This is a genomic window from Serratia microhaemolytica (assembly GCF_004011885.1).
Lineage (GTDB): Bacteria > Pseudomonadota > Gammaproteobacteria > Enterobacterales > Enterobacteriaceae > Serratia_G > Serratia_G microhaemolytica.
The window spans coordinates 40,095-55,108 of record NZ_SBEF01000024.1; the positions used below are offsets into that span (position 1 = coordinate 40,095).

At 51.6% G+C, this 15,014-nt stretch carries 16 protein-coding genes; 4 read left to right on the top strand and 12 right to left on the bottom strand.

Translation table 11 applies throughout. The annotated features are described in order from the left end of the window. Nucleotides 1–59: 59 nt before the first annotated feature. Complete coding sequence (locus EOJ37_RS09315; RefSeq protein WP_127959650.1) at nt 60–386, bottom strand: cupin domain-containing protein; 327 nt, start codon at nt 384–386, stop codon at nt 60–62. A gap of 18 nt (nt 387–404) precedes the next feature. Continuing rightward, nucleotides 405–1,028 carry a bifunctional 4-hydroxy-2-oxoglutarate aldolase/2-dehydro-3-deoxy-phosphogluconate aldolase gene (locus EOJ37_RS09320; RefSeq protein WP_127959651.1) on the bottom strand — a complete coding sequence of 208 codons (624 nt, stop codon included), beginning with the start codon at nt 1,026–1,028 and terminating at the stop codon, nt 405–407. Between the two features lie 246 nt (nt 1,029–1,274). Here EOJ37_RS09320 and hemC point away from each other — a divergent pair, with 246 nt between their 5' ends. The 4 genes from hemC to hemY are packed head-to-tail and all read left to right on the top strand — an operon-like array spanning nt 1,275 to nt 5,357. Further along, nucleotides 1,275–2,228 (top strand): hydroxymethylbilane synthase, encoded by a 954-nt coding sequence (hemC, locus tag EOJ37_RS09325; protein ID WP_127959652.1) that lies wholly within the window; start codon nt 1,275–1,277, stop codon nt 2,226–2,228. Beyond that, nucleotides 2,228–2,968 carry a uroporphyrinogen-III synthase gene (gene hemD, locus EOJ37_RS09330; protein WP_127959653.1) on the top strand — a complete coding sequence of 247 codons (741 nt, stop codon included), beginning with the start codon at nt 2,228–2,230 and terminating at the stop codon, nt 2,966–2,968. The genes hemC and hemD overlap by 1 nt, the downstream gene beginning before the upstream one ends. A 22-nt stretch (nt 2,969–2,990) precedes the next feature. Further along, a complete protein-coding gene (hemX, locus tag EOJ37_RS09335) occupies nt 2,991–4,172 on the top strand; it encodes a uroporphyrinogen-III C-methyltransferase (protein WP_127959654.1) in 1,182 nt (393 codons plus the stop codon). Between the two features lie 3 nt (nt 4,173–4,175). Further along, nucleotides 4,176–5,357 carry a protoheme IX biogenesis protein HemY gene (hemY, locus tag EOJ37_RS09340; protein WP_127959655.1) on the top strand — a complete coding sequence of 394 codons (1,182 nt, stop codon included), beginning with the start codon at nt 4,176–4,178 and terminating at the stop codon, nt 5,355–5,357. A gap of 204 nt (nt 5,358–5,561) precedes the next feature. On the opposite strand, the gene ilvA is transcribed toward hemY, so the two are convergent. The 10 genes from ilvA to EOJ37_RS09390 all read right to left on the bottom strand — a co-directional run. After that, a complete protein-coding gene (ilvA, locus tag EOJ37_RS09345; RefSeq protein ID WP_127959656.1) occupies nt 5,562–7,106 on the bottom strand; it encodes a threonine ammonia-lyase, biosynthetic in 1,545 nt (514 codons plus the stop codon). A gap of 5 nt (nt 7,107–7,111) precedes the next feature. After that, complete coding sequence (ilvD, locus tag EOJ37_RS09350; protein WP_127959657.1) at nt 7,112–8,962, bottom strand: dihydroxy-acid dehydratase; 1,851 nt, start codon at nt 8,960–8,962, stop codon at nt 7,112–7,114. Nucleotides 8,963–9,076: 114 nt separating this feature from the next. Next, the gene (locus EOJ37_RS09355) at nt 9,077–10,003 is read right to left on the bottom strand and encodes a branched-chain amino acid transaminase (RefSeq protein WP_127959658.1); all 927 of its coding nucleotides are present in this window, start codon (nt 10,001–10,003) and stop codon (nt 9,077–9,079) included. 23 nt (nt 10,004–10,026) lie between these two features. Beyond that, nucleotides 10,027–10,281, bottom strand: a complete 255-nt coding sequence (gene ilvM, locus EOJ37_RS09360) for an acetolactate synthase 2 small subunit (protein ID WP_127959659.1) — start codon at nt 10,279–10,281, stop codon at nt 10,027–10,029. Continuing rightward, on the bottom strand, nt 10,278–11,924 hold the full coding sequence (gene ilvG / locus EOJ37_RS09365) for an acetolactate synthase 2 catalytic subunit (RefSeq protein ID WP_127959660.1): 1,647 nt from the start codon (nt 11,922–11,924) through the stop codon (nt 10,278–10,280). The genes ilvM and ilvG overlap by 4 nt, the downstream gene beginning before the upstream one ends. A 143-nt stretch (nt 11,925–12,067) precedes the next feature. Then, nucleotides 12,068–12,166 carry an ilv operon leader peptide gene (gene ilvL, locus EOJ37_RS09370; protein ID WP_127959661.1) on the bottom strand — a complete coding sequence of 33 codons (99 nt, stop codon included), beginning with the start codon at nt 12,164–12,166 and terminating at the stop codon, nt 12,068–12,070. Between the two features lie 297 nt (nt 12,167–12,463). After that, the gene (locus EOJ37_RS09375; RefSeq protein ID WP_127959662.1) at nt 12,464–12,865 is read right to left on the bottom strand and encodes a hypothetical protein; all 402 of its coding nucleotides are present in this window, start codon (nt 12,863–12,865) and stop codon (nt 12,464–12,466) included. Then, nucleotides 12,849–13,415 (bottom strand): LemA family protein, encoded by a 567-nt coding sequence (locus EOJ37_RS09380; RefSeq protein WP_127959663.1) that lies wholly within the window; start codon nt 13,413–13,415, stop codon nt 12,849–12,851. Before EOJ37_RS09380 ends, EOJ37_RS09375 begins: the two co-directional genes overlap by 17 nt. Nucleotides 13,416–13,441: 26 nt before the next feature. Next, nucleotides 13,442–14,239: a hypothetical protein gene (locus EOJ37_RS09385; RefSeq protein ID WP_127959664.1), complete on the bottom strand. Its 798-nt coding sequence runs from the start codon at nt 14,237–14,239 to the stop codon at nt 13,442–13,444. Nucleotides 14,240–14,590: 351 nt separating this feature from the next. Beyond that, a partial coding sequence (locus EOJ37_RS09390) for an ISAs1 family transposase (RefSeq protein WP_127959665.1) occupies nt 14,591–15,014 on the bottom strand: 424 nt, incomplete at its 5' end.

Below are 15,014 nucleotides of genomic sequence, written 5' to 3' on the forward strand. Positions count from 1 at the left end.
CCAGTTTTTACTGGCCATTTATCACTGAGCTGACGGGGGATGGATGATGTCGAAATTAACTAGTTGGCGAGAAAATCCTGCCGTTGTGGCGTGAACAGATCCAGCAGTACCCCTGGCTGAAGACAGACACAGCCGTGGATCACATTCGGTTGTTTGTAAAGTGTATCCCCCGCTTTCACGAGGCGCGTTTCATCACCAATGGTAAATTCGAACTCGCCGGACAATACATAAGTCAGTTGTTCATGTGGGTGGCTATGCAGCGGCCCGACGGCACCTTTGGCAAAATGGACTTCCACTGACATCAGGTTACCGCCGTGGGCCAGGATCTTACGGCTCACTCCGTTGCCAAGATCTTCCAACCGGCACTGCTGGTTAAAAACAAACATTTTTATCACCTCGCTGAATTAACTGACCACTGCCATCGCCTGTTGAGCCAATTCAGTCACTCGCTGCCATTGGCGCTGTTCGAGTAGATCCGCTGGCACCATCCAGGTTCCACCACAAGCAAACACTGCTTTCTGTGCCAGATACTCTTTGACGTTATGCGGTGTGATGCCGCCGGTTGGCATAAATTTGACTGGGTAGACCGCGCTCATCGCCTTCAGCATCGGTAAACCGCCAGAGGGTTCTGCTGGGAAAAATTTCAGTGCGCTAAGCCCCAGTTCCATCGCCTGCTCAACCAAGCTCGGGTTATTGACACCAGGAATAATCGCGATACCGCGTGCCTGGCAGTAACGCACGGTGGTTGGGTTGAGGCCCGGGCTGACGATGAAATCCGCACCCGCTTCAATCGCCTGATCGACTTGCTGAGTCGTTAACACTGTCCCAGCACCAATCACCATCTGTGGAAACTGTTGGCGCAGATTCGCGATCGCTTGCGCCGCTGCCGGAGTCCGGAAAGTGATCTCAGCACTCGGCATTCCTCCCTCAATCAAGGCTTGCCCCAGTGCAACCGCATCGTCAGCATTATTGATCGCAATGACAGGAATGATTTTCAAGGCAGACAATTTTTCAAGCAAAACAGACATGGTTGACCTCGTTACCGGTAATAGGGAATAAGCAGTAGTGTGAATGGCAAAAACGTTGCGCGCCGTGCCTGCACTTTACAATATTGTGCGTTATTGACCAACCAAAACAAAACGCTGTTTTATCTTGTTGGCAATAACGCCCAGCTTCACCATCAGGAAGCAGCGGACAATCAGCGCGTTTCTAACGCTGACAGCACTCCAGCTCGGTGGTAGGATGAGGCGCGCGTTATAAAAACGGAAATTATCATGTCAGACAAAATTGTTCGTATTGCCACTCGCCAAAGCCCACTTGCCCTTTGGCAAGCACACTATGTGCAGCAGCAGTTGCAGCTATTTCACCCCAACTTACAGGTTGAACTGGTGCCGATGGTGACGCGTGGCGATGTCATTTTAGATACGCCACTGGCAAAAGTGGGTGGCAAAGGGCTGTTTGTCAAAGAGCTTGAAGTGGCACTGCTCGAAGGGCGCGCAGATATTGCTGTTCACTCGATGAAAGATGTGCCCGTTGCCTTTCCTGACGGGCTGGGGCTGAGCACCATTTGCCAACGTGAAGATCCTCGTGACGCTTTTGTCTGCCACCACTTTGCCAGCATTGAACAGTTGCCTGCCGGTAGCCGTGTTGGCACATCCAGCCTGCGTCGTCAGTGCCAACTGCGCCAACAACGCCCAGATCTGCTGGTTACCGATCTGCGTGGCAACGTTGGTACTCGCCTGAGCAAACTCGATCAAGGCGAGTACGATGCGATTATCCTGGCTGCTGCCGGGTTAAAACGGCTCGGGTTAGCGCAGCGTATCCGCAGTACCCTCAGCCCGGAGCAGTCGCTGCCTGCGGTTGGCCAAGGTGCTGTGGGTATCGAGTGCCGCCTGGATGATGATGTCACGCGCGCGCTGCTGGCACCGCTCAACCATCACCAGACTGCGATCTGTGTTAGCGCTGAACGCGCGATGAATGGTCGGTTGCAGGGTGGCTGTCAGGTGCCGATTGGCAGCTACGCCGAGCTGGCAGGCGATCAACTCTGGCTGCGTGCGCTGGTGGGTGCGCCCGATGGCAGCCGGGTGATACGTGCTGAGCAGCGCGGTGACGCCAGCCAAGCAGAGCAGATCGGCATTGCACTGGCAGAACAGCTACTGGCTGCGGGTGCCGATCAGATTCTACAGGCGCTCTACTGCCCCTCTGACACACAAGGCAAGCAGGCATAATGGCCATCTTGGTCACTCGCCCCGCTCCCGCTGGGGAGCAGTTAGTGAACCGTCTGCGGGCATCGGGGCGCAGCGCCTATCATGCCCCCTTGATCACCCTCGCTGCCGGCCGTGATCTGGTGCATCTGCCGGCGGCCTTAACCGCGCTAAATGCCGGTGATTTACTGTTTGTTTTATCGCAACATGCAGTGCATTATGCCAATGATGTGATTGATGGTCTGGGGCTTCAATGGCCAGCCAGTTTGTCCTATTATGCGATCGGTCGACGCAGCGCATCTGCGCTTTATCAGGTAGCGCACCTGCCAGTTGCTGCACCTGCTGGGCGTGAAAATAGCGAGAACTTGCTGCAACTTGCCGGATTGCAACAGGTAGCCGGGAAGCAGGCGTTGATCCTGCGCGGTAACGGTGGTCGAGCACTGTTGGGCGAAACTCTCGCCGCCCGTGGCGCTTCAGTCACCTATTGTGAATGTTACCAACGCACTGTGGTGCCCTATCAGGGTGAACAGCAGAGCGCCTACTGGCAACAGGTAGGGATCGATACGCTGGTTGTGACCAGCGGCGAAATGTTGCAGCAACTTTATCAGTTAGTTCCTTACGACTATCGTTGTGGTTGGCTATTGCACTGCCAGTTGATAGTGGTCAGTGAACGCTTGGCTACTCTTGCTCAACAATTGGGCTGGCGCTCAATTCGGGTAGCTGATAACGCAGACAATGACGCGCTATTACGCGCGATACCATGACTTTATTGTGAGATATGCCACTATGACGACGGAACAAAATACGCCTTCCACGCCGGTTGATGAAGCCACTACGGTGGTTGAGCCATCACCTGCGGTTGAGAGCCAGCAACAGCCGGAAGCTAAGCATCAGAAAGTCAAAAACAGCGGTGCGGTATTAGGCAGCATCGCACTGGTGCTGGTTATCGCGCTGGGTGGTTTCAGTTATTACCACAGCCACCAGCAGAGCCAGGCGCTCAGTAGCGCCAATCAGCTACTCCAACAGCAGGTAACCAAGCTGATACAGGATCGCCAACAAGGGATCGGGACGCTGCAACAGCAATTACAAGAGCAGTTCAAACAGTTGCAACAGCAACTGGAGCAGCAGAGCCAAGCGCTGGCGAACAGTAAAAATGCTGAAAACGAGTTGAACGCAAGAATCGAAGATCTGCAACGCCAACTTGCCGCGACCAGCGGTAGCCAGAGTGATAAGAGTTGGCTGCTGGCTCAAGCCAATTTTCTACTCAATACCGCAGGGCGTAAGTTATGGAGCGATCAAGATCTCGCTACGGCAATTGCGCTGCTAAAGAGCGCAGATGCCAGCTTGGTTGAAATGCATGATCCCAGCCTGCGCACGCTACGCTTGGCGATCCAGCAGGATATCGGCACACTGCAAGCGGTGACACAGACCGACTTCGATGGTCTGACGCTGCAACTCAACCAACTTGCCAACCAAGTCGACAACCTGCGTCTGATCGACAACAACAAGGATGAGCGGCCAATGGAACCACAAGAGGGCGAGTTATCCACCTCACTTGGCGAATGGCGCCAGAACTTAACCAAAAGCTGGCACAGCTTTATGGCCGATTTTATCACCATCCGCCGCCGTGATAGCATCACAGAGCCGCTACTGGCACCCAATCAGGATATCTATTTGCGGGAAAATATCCGCGCACGGCTGTTAATTGCCATGCAGGCGGTCGAACGCCATCAGAACGAACTTTACAGCCAATCACTGGCTACAGTCTCTACCTGGTCACGCAGCTACTTTGAACCGAGTGATCCGGCGACTCAGGCATTTCTGACGCAATTAGAGCAGTTGCAGCAGCAGAGTGTAGCGCTGGATCTGCCACAGCAGTTAACCAGCCCTGCACTGCTGGAAAAACTGCTAAAGAGCCGTGGGCAATCCACCTCACCACGCGCTATCACCAGCCATAGAGAGGAATAGACCATGTTACGTGTGTTATTCCTGTTTCTGATCCTGATCGCCAGTATCATCCTGGGGCCGATGCTGGCAGGGCACCAAGGTTATGTGTTGATCCAGACCAACAACTACAATATTGAGACCAGTATTACCGCATTAGTGATTGCGATGGTTCTGCTGTTCGTACTGTTGCTGGCGATCGGATCTATCCTACGCCGTATTTTTCATACGGGCAGCCGTACACAGAGCTGGTTCTCCGGGCGTAAACGCCAACGCGCCAATCAGCAGACCAAGGCTGCACTGCTTAAATTAGCCGAAGGCGACTACCAGCAGGTTGAAGCGCTGCTAACGCGCAGTGCCAAACATGCCGAGCAGCCCGTCGTTAACTACTTGCTGGCAGCAGAAGCAGCACAACAGCGCGGCGACCAGATCCGCACGCTGCAATATCTGGAACTGGCGGCACAACTGGCGGAAAACAATCAGTTGCCGGTTGACATCACCCGGGTGCGTCTGCAACTGGCGCAAGGGCAAATGCACGCCGCCCGTCATGGTGTTGATCAACTGCTCAATCAGGTTCCTCGTCATCCAGAAGTGTTGCGGCTGGCCCAGCAGGCTTATCTGGCAACCGGTGCTTATGGCTCGCTACTGGAAATTCTACCTTCGATGTACAAGATCGACCTCTATCCGGAAGATCAAATCCTGGCGCTGCAACAACAGGCTTATATTGGCTTGATGGATCAGGCGATGGCCGATGAGGGCAGCGAAGGACTGTTGCGCTGGTGGAAAGACCAGAGCCGCAAAGTACGCCATGAAATTCCGTTACAGGTGGCGCTGGCGGAACACCTTCTCACCTGTGACGATCATGCCGCTGCACAGGAAATTATCCTAGAGGGGTTAAAACGCCAGTATGATCAACGTCTGGTGCTGCTGATGCCACGCCTTGATTCAGACAAACCGGAGCAACTGCTGAAAATGTTGCGCCAGCAGATCAAGCAGCATGGCAAGCAACCGTTGTTAAGCAGTGTCCTGGGGCAGTTGCTGTTCAAGCAGGGTGAGTGGCAAGCGGCCAGTGAAGCGTTGCAAGAGGCGCTGCAACAGCGGCCAGATGCGCACGATTATGCCTATCTGGCCGATACTCTTGATCATCTGCAACAACCCGAGCTGGCAACACAGATGCGCCAGGCCGGTTTTAAACTCAGTTTGAAGTAACTTAGAACGTTAGCTTGAACAATCGCCTCACCGCTCACGGTGAGGCGTAACAACCGGTAGCGGCGAATAACGCATAGCGAGCAAATCGAACACCTGCTTTGCTACTGTGATCCCTGTCAATCAGTTGATATCACGCTGGCAGTTGGCATTAACCTTGCCTTTGGCATCAACGTTGCAGTTTGCTGTCGACGTCACAACTTGCTATCAACCTTGCAAAAAGAAGCGGAACGCTGCGCTGTTGCTCTCGTCATGGCACTCATAGCCCAGTGCCATCAAGTGGCGTTCGAATGCTGGATCATGCTCAGTTAATTCAAACCCCGCCAACACACGGCCAAAGTCGGTGCCGTGGCTACGGTAGTGAAACAGTGAAATGTTCCAATGTGTGCCCAAGGTTTGTAGAAACTTTAACAACGCACCAGGTGATTCGGGAAACACGAAACTGTAAACCCGCTCTGGCAACGCACGTGTCGGTTTGCCGCCGACCATGTAGCGCACATGCAGTTTGGCCATTTCATCATCAGAGAGATCAACCACCTGATAGCCGCCGCTTTGTAACTGATCAATAATTTCCATCCGTTCGTGATACCCCCGGGTGAGGCGTACACCGACGAAGATACAGGCCAACTCGGCATCGGCATGGCGGTAGTTGAATTCGGTCACTGAACGGCCACCGAGCAACTGGCAAAACTTAAGGAAGCTGCCTTTCTGTTCCGGAATAGTGACAGCAAATAACGCTTCGCGCTGTTCACCCAGTTCACAGCGCTCCGAGACGTAGCGCAGGCCATGAAAGTTGACGTTTGCACCAGAGAGAATATGTGCCAGGCGTTCGCCCTGGATCTGGTGCTGCTGGACATACTTTTTCAACCCAGCCAGTGCCAACGCTCCCGACGGTTCCGCAATCGCCCGACTGTCTTCAAACAGATCTTTCACCGCAGCACAGATCGCATCACTGTCTACCGTGATCACATCATCCAGATATTCGCGGCAGAGGCGGAAAGTCTCATCTCCAATGCGCTTTACCGCCACCCCTTCAGCAAACAGGCCAACACGGCTGAGATCAACCGGCTGCCCGGCATCCAGCGCAGCACGCAAGCAGGCAGAGTCCTCTGCTTCGACGCCGATCACCTGGATCTGAGGCATCAGTTGTTTGATCAGCACCGCGACACCGGCCGCCAAGCCACCACCACCCACCGGCACAAAGATCCGATCCAGATGTGCGTCCTGTTGCAGCAGTTCGAGTGCCAAGGTGCCCTGGCCAGCGATCACGGCTGGGTGATCAAATGGCGGCACAAAGGTCATGCCCTGTTGCTGTGCCAGTGCGATCGCTTTTGCTTTCGCTTCATCAAAGTTGGCACCATGCAGCAGCACTTCTCCGCCAAAATCGCGCACAGCATCCACTTTAATGTCTGCCGTCGCCACCGGCATCACGATCAGCGTTTTCACGCCAATCCTGCGTCCAGAAAGCGCCACACCTTGTGCGTGGTTGCCGGCTGATGCGGTGATCACCCCTCGAGCACGCTGTTGTTGATCCAAGCTGGCGATCATCGCATAGGCTCCACGCAGCTTGAAACTGTGTACTGGCTGACGGTCTTCACGCTTGACCAGAATGGTGTTACCTAAGCGTGAGGAGATTTTCTCCATTTTCTCTAACGGCGTGACTTGTGCCACTTCGTAAACCGGCGAGCGCAAAATTGCACGCAGATATTCAGCACCACCCGGGGCAGTGGCTAGAGTGTGCGATGATGCCATATTGATCAACCTCCTAGTTTGCTTTTGTCACGTACCGCACCTTTATCGGCACTGGTTGCCAGGCTGGCATAAGCACGTAGGGCGTAAGAGACCTGACGCTGACGCGCTTTCGGTGTCCAAGCTTCTGCACCGCGCGCCAGTTGCGCTTCACGCCGTGCGGCCAACACGCTTTCGGTGACATCAAGTACCATGCTGCGGTTAGGGATATTGATGTCGATAATGTCGCCATCTTCGATCAGCGCAATCAATCCGCCATTAGCCGCTTCTGGCGAAACGTGGCCAATCGACAGTCCGGAAGTACCACCAGAGAAACGACCATCGGTCACCAATGCGCAAGCTTTACCCAAACCCATCGACTTCAAGTAGGTGGTCGGATAGAGCATCTCCTGCATTCCTGGGCCACCTTTCGGCCCTTCGTAGCGGATCACCACCACATCACCTGCAACCACTAAACCACCGAGGATCGCCTCTACCGCACACTCCTGGCTCTCATACACTTTGGCCGGGCCACGGAAGGTGAGGTTATCCTGATCGACCCCGGCTGTTTTTACAATGCTGCCATCCTGTGCCATGTTGCCGTACAGCACCGCCAAGCCACCATCTTGGCTGAACGCGTGCTCTTTGGCACGAATACAGCCATTCACGCGATCGTCATCCAACGTTTCCCAGCGGCACTGCTGCGAGAACGCTTGTGTGGTGCGGATACCCGCAGGCCCCGCGCGGAACATGGTCTTTACAGCCTCATCTTGCGTCAGCATGATGTCGTACTGCTGCAACGTTTCCGGCAGTGTCATCCCCAACACATTGTGTACGTTACGGTTAAGCAAGCCGGCACGATCTAGCTCACCCAGAATAGCCAATACGCCACCGGCGCGGTGTACATCTTCCATGTGATATTTCTGCGTACTCGGCGCCACTTTACACAGGTGCGGCACCTGGCGTGATAAGCGGTCAATGTCGGCCATGCTGAAATCAACTTCCCCCTCTTGGGCTGCCGCCAATAGGTGCAGCACGGTGTTGGTTGATCCCCCCATCGCGATATCAAGCGTCATGGCATTTTCAAACGCCGCTTTGCTGGCAATGCTGCGTGGTAACACGCGGCTGTCATCCTGTTCATAGTAACGCTTAGCCAGCGAGACAATGCGTTTGCCTGCATTGAGGAACAGCTCTTTACGGTCGGCATGGGTCGCCAATAACGAGCCGTTGCCTGGTTGTGACAGACCAAGCGCTTCAGTCAGACAGTTCATCGAGTTGGCGGTAAACATGCCAGAACAGGAGCCGCAGGTTGGGCAGGCCGAACGCTCGATCTGTTCGCTGTCAGCATCGCTGACATTCGGGTTTGCACCCTGGATCATCGCGTCGATCAGATCCAGCTTGATGATCTGATCGGACAGTTTGGTTTTGCCCGCTTCCATTGGACCACCAGATACAAAGATCACTGGGATATTCAGGCGCAGTGCCGCCATCAACATGCCGGGGGTGATTTTGTCGCAGTTTGAGATGCAGACCATCGCATCCGCACAGTGCGCATTGACCATGTACTCAACCGAGTCGGCAATCAGTTCGCGTGATGGCAGCGAATAGAGCATTCCACCATGCCCCATCGCAATACCGTCATCGACAGCAATGGTATTGAACTCTTTCGCAACACCACCGGCAGCTTCAATCTGTTCAGCAACCAACTTACCCAGATCGCGCAGATGGACATGGCCCGGCACAAACTGGGTAAACGAGTTGACCACAGCGATAATCGGTTTGCCGAAATCAGCATCAGTCATTCCGGTTGCGCGCCATAATGCACGGGCGCCGGCCATATTGCGGCCATGTGTGGTGGTGGCAGAACGGTACTTAGGCATGTCGTATTACTCCAAATCGGGTTCGTTGGCGCTTATCAGGCTGCCAGTTTATTGCTATCGCCGCTGTTTTGCGAGGGGCGCTTCAAGCAATACCCCTCTAAATAGCGAACGATATTATTGATTAACGGGATCTAACCAACCATATCTGTCTTCTGTCGCACCCGTGAACAAACCAAAGAATGCCTGCTGGATCTGTTGAGTAACGGCACCCCGTTTGCCAATACCCACCTGGATACCGTCAACACTGCGCACTGGCGTGATCTCGGCGGCAGTGCCGGTCATAAACACCTCGTCTGCCAGATAGAGCGACTCGCGCGACAGCACCTGCTCGCGCACTTCAAAACCGAGATCTTTCGCCAGCCGGATAATCGCATCCCGCGTGATGCCCGGCAGCGCTGAAGAGGTGAACGGCGGTGTGAAGATCACCCCATCTTTCACTTCAAACAGGTTCTCCCCAGCACCTTCCGAGATATAGCCATGAACATCCAGTGCGATCCCTTCCTGGTAGCCGTGACGACGCGCTTCACTGCCCACTAGCAATGATGACAGGTAGTTACCGCCTGCTTTGGCCGCCGTGGGGATGGTATTGGGCGCTGCGCGCTGCCAAGAGGAGACCATGGCATCGATGCCCTGCTCCAGTGCCTCTTCTCCCAGGTACGCCCCCCAAGGGAAAGCAGCAATAATCACATCGGTTTGATAACCTGGTGGCGGGTTAACGCCCATGCCAACATCACCAACAAACACCAGCGGACGAATATAAGCACTGACCAGATTGTTCTTGCGCAAGGTCTCCCGGCAGGCCGCCATCAACTCGTCAACCGTCAGGCTGACCGGCATACGATAAATCTTTGCCGAGTCATGCAGGCGTTGCATGTGTTCACGATGACGGAACACCACCGGCCCCTGATGAGAGTGGTAGCAGCGAATACCCTCAAAGACGGAAGTACCGTAATGCAGAGCATGTGACATCACATGCACCTTAGCCTCTGCCCAAGGCACCATGTCACCATTGAACCAAATGAAATCAGCTTTTTTCGTCATTTACGCTCTTCCTTATTACGCCATTAGGCGCGTATTTGTTGTGATATTGCTTGTTGTAGTTCCACCTGGCAGACATCAACCAATTTGGTTAATTGTGCCGAGAGCAGATCGACCGAGCGCGCACTGGCAACAGTCAATTTAATCGTGGCTTCATTGCCTTCTCCCAAGACCATATCCATCGCACAGACCTGAAAACCACGATGACGAACCACACGCAGAATGCGCTCTAGCATCTCAGGACGGGAACGCGCGCTGATCAACAGTTGATGCTGCATCATGATACTTTCTCCAACATAGTTTCGTTAGCCGCACCCGGGGGGACTAGCGGCCAGACATTTTCCAGTGCGTCAATCGATACTTGTAACAGATAAGGCCCATCACTGTTCAGTAACGTGTCGAGCGCTGCTGCAACCTGATCCTTACTGCTGATGCGTTGGCCTGGAATACCAAACGCGCTCGCCAGCAGCAGGAAATCCGGATTATCAGAGAGGTTGGTTTCACTGTAACGCGCATCAAAAAACAGTTGCTGCCACTGACGCACCATTCCCAGACGCTGGTTATCAATTAATACTATCTTGATCGGTAACTGTTTACGCTTAATGGTGGCTAACTCTTGCACATTCATCATAAATGAGCCGTCGCCCGAGACACAAATGACCGTATCGCCAGGGCGTGCCATCTGGGCACCAATTGCGGTTGGAATACCAAAACCCATCGTCCCCAAACCACAAGACGTGAGCAGGTCCTCTGGCCGCTCAAACACCATATGCTGGGCAACCCACATCTGATGCTGACCAACATCCGTGGTGACCACGCTATTAACAGGTTTACGATCTGAAAGCTGCTTGAGCAACAGTGGCGCATAAATCGCCTGACCGGGGTGATCATAACGCCACGGATGTGCCGCCTTAAGCTCAGCAACCCGCTGTAACCAGGGCGCAATATCGAGCGGTTGTTGCAAGGCGGGTAGCAATTTCTTCAGATCCCCCTGCAGTGCCACATGCGCCTGCCGCAGTTTGCTGATCTCGGCCAGATCGATATCCAAATGGATCACTTTCGCCTCGGGCGCAAATGCATTCAATTTACCCGTGACACGATCATCAAACCGAGCACCAACGGCAATCAACAGATCACACTGCTGCACGGCAAAATTGGCTGCCTTAGTGCCATGCATCCCGAGCATACCGAGGTAATAAGGGTGGTTAGCATCGGCAGCACCTAAGCCTTTCAGCGTCACCACGGTAGGAATGTCTGTTGCCGCGACCAGTTCACGCAGTGCTGGCACTGCCTGTGCCATACCAACACCACCACCGATATACAGCATCGGTTTCTTTGCTTGACTGAGTAGCTGCCGAGCAGTCGCGATCTGCTGTTCGGGATAGGGCAGTTGATCGGCGACTGGGCTTAAATAGGGGGGTAAATCAGCTTCGGCTAATTGGATGTCTTTCGGGATATCAATCAAAACTGGGCCAGGGCGACCACTGGTGGCAATTGCGAAAGCTTCTGCCATGATGGCGGGGAGTGCCTCTACCGATTCAACCAGAAAACTGTGTTTGGTACAGGCCAGTGACAGCCCCAATACATCGACTTCCTGAAAAGCATCAGTACCGATTAACGGTGAAGCAACCTGACCGGTGATAGCGACTATCGGCACCGAATCAAGCAGCGCATCAGCCAGACCGGTAATTAAATTGGTTGCACCAGGGCCAGAGGTGGCGATGCAAACGCCGACCTTTCCACTGGCTCGGGCATAACCAATTGCTGCCATTGCCGCGCCCTGTTCGTGGCGACATAACAGGTGATCTATACCGCCGTCATACAGTGCATCGTAAATTGGCATAATCGCGCCACCCGGATAACCAAATACAGTCTCAATCCCCTGAGAACGTAGTGCCTGAACGACCCAATGAGCACCATTCATAGCTATTTCTCCGCTTCACTGTGGGAAGTGTGGGGTTTTCTGCTGTCACTCATACTCTGCTCCTCGTTTCACTTTCCTTGCTGACATAAAAAACCCCCCGAACCTTAAGGTGCGGGGGGTGTCTGGTGATTCTGGCTTATCTGCTAAGCCGTTGCTCTGCCCAGTGCAGCCCCGCACGGTGGGATAATAATCACCACTATGCTAATCACAATCAGGCTAATCACTTTGGCTAGAGTCTTCATAATCTCGGTTGCTTACTGCGGTTGCTTCTCACTTAATGCTTACAGAGTTATCACAGCTATTGGTAAAATGACAACACTTTTTTACCTTGTTACGTACCATGCATCACTACTTAACAGCAAAGACAATTAACTTCAAAAAGTTAGTGAACAAAATATTTTACTCGAATCATAAGCCACTGTGGACGTTCTCTTGCCACCCGCCTACAGAGTCACATCAGTGATGCCAACGACAAGACACCAAACTGATGCTCTCAGATGTTTTTAGACAGAGAAAATATAAAATCAGCCAACCATTTTTTACCTCTCTCTTTTAGCTGCAATCCTCTGATTAATGGTCTCGATCCCATCTCTCATCCAATTGCTCAGCAGCGTCATATTCAACAGGCAAAACATAAAAACGCATAGATAGATAGTGCAAATCATCAAAAAAATCCTGATCCCGTCCACTTCTGAAAATGGCTGAACTAACATGGGTACGCTTAATGCAAAACCAGCAAACCAGGTAATAATCAGAGGAACGTAAAGTAAAATATTAACAGTATACTGCACTTTTGATGAGGCTCTACTGGTAAGCGGTTTAGCAAACAGAGCAATCGCTATCATCAGAAGCGGAATGCCAAATATACAAGCAGTGACTATATAAACAGGCTCTTGGTAAATTTTATCAAGCCAGTTGTAAAGCTCAAAACTGAATTCCATGATATGATTTCTCTTGCTCACTGATTACCAATAAATTTAATTGATGATAGCCCACCCATTTAGCCAAAAGCACTGGGGGAAATTCTTTAATACCGGTATTATAGATAGTGACACTTTCGTTATATAGTTCACGCCGATCAGCAATCTGACTTTCGAACTCAGAGACACGCTGCTGCAATAACATAAAATTTTTATCGGCTTTAATCTCAGGATAGTTCTCTGAAACAGCAAAAATACTCTTGATGGTTTTATCCATCTCATTGCTCAAACCGACCTTTTCATCAATATTACTCGCAGTTAAATAACGTGTTCGCTGTGCGGTCAACTCCTCTAACAATGAACTCTCATAACTCGTCAATTGTTTGACAACTTTAATCAGGTTTGGAATTTCATCTGCTCGCTGTTTGAGTAACACATCGATATTAGCAAAGGATTTGTCAACATTATTTCGCATCATCACCATTTGGTTATAGACACGGATAAAGTAACTCACGGTTCCCAAACCGATTAGCAGCATCACCACAATTAGGACCAAATAAAAGATAGGCATACCCGATATCCCTCCAATCATTGTGTTCAAAACAGATGCTTTCCGAACAGCATATCCAGCGAAAAGCTAATGAATACCCTGCCGTGCTCGATATGGAGCGGCGCAGCTAGAACCAACGCAACTAAAAATGCAGTAATACTAAGATAGATCCACATCCGAATAACCAGCGGCCTATGTTTATTCGACATTTCAACGTTTGAAAATGGGGTAAGCACCAGCATATCCTGTGTATCATCTTTTTCGATCACTTTCTTGCCATTTTCGACACTGGCTTTACCAATTAACAGCACATCATCGCCTGGTTGCAAAAGATACTGCAAATAAGATTTGTTGCCCTCCCGACTTTCCATATTCAATGGTAAGTCGGCCAAAATAATACCTGCGGTTTTGATTTCTACACTTCCCGTGTCATCTTTCAGTATGAAATTGGGGCAGACAGTTTCATCTTTAATCGTGGAGAAAATCTCTTTCCCCTCTGAATCTTTGCTAATCTGATGAATGGTGTAGCGATAAGCGACACATTTAACCCCATCGATTGGCGATTTTAACGGCTGCAATGTTTCTACTGTGCCACGCAATTCGACCAAGCCGTTGGCCATTGAACGTATTTTTGACGTTGCCAACACTCGCTGCAGATCAAAAAATTTTTTGGTAGTCGTCGGGCGGATTAATGAATATGTAATGACAGCGGCAATCATCAAAATAAAACCGACAAAGGGCGACCAGTAGAAACAGAGATTAACCGCACCAATAAAAAGCAGTGCTATGATACTTCGTTTTCCGGTGTCAGCAGATCGAAAATTCAATTTGTGATAAAGAGACATTGTTATTAAATTAGAATAAAAAAGTGTATCACGACATTAAATCATCCCGCAAACCATGTCAAGGCCTGAGTGATTACATAACCAATTGTTAATAAATAATTGTTGATTGTAATGGAACAGCAAATGCATTCACACGTTGCCTAATAGTCGGATCCGGAGCTAACTTCGTCGGTGCCGTAGCTTTAGCCAAACTCCCCAACCCCACCCCAGCCATTTTCGCCCCATACACCATACCGACAGTATCCTGGTCTTTTTTTATACGACCATTGGTCAATAAACATTCGTGATCTTGCCCTGCCCTAATATCCTAACGGATTGATGATCAGGGCGGGATTCCACTTTGCATATAATTTAACCAAACATCAATTCGCTACGAAAATCAGCAGACCAGGCGGCCCGTCTACGCTTTGAGGCGATACTGTCTTTCAGTCCGGTATGTTGTTTGATAACGCTGAGTGCAACGCGATTAAAGAGGGCCATATGGGCCGCTCCATCAAGGTCATGCAGCGATAACGCATCTTCGCGAAAAACGACATCCAGCACCCAATGAAGCTGATTTTCTATACCCCAATGTTGACGGATGGCCCGTGCTGCCACTTCTGCATTCAAAGGTAACGAGCTGACATACCAGCGGGAGTCTCGGTGAACATCACCCGGTTTTCCTCGCTCACTGACCACTTCAATCAGGCTGCGTATTGACGGCCAACGCTGTTTCAAATCATCAGGTAAATCAGCGGGTAGCTGCATGACAATACGCTGTTCAAGACGACCATGA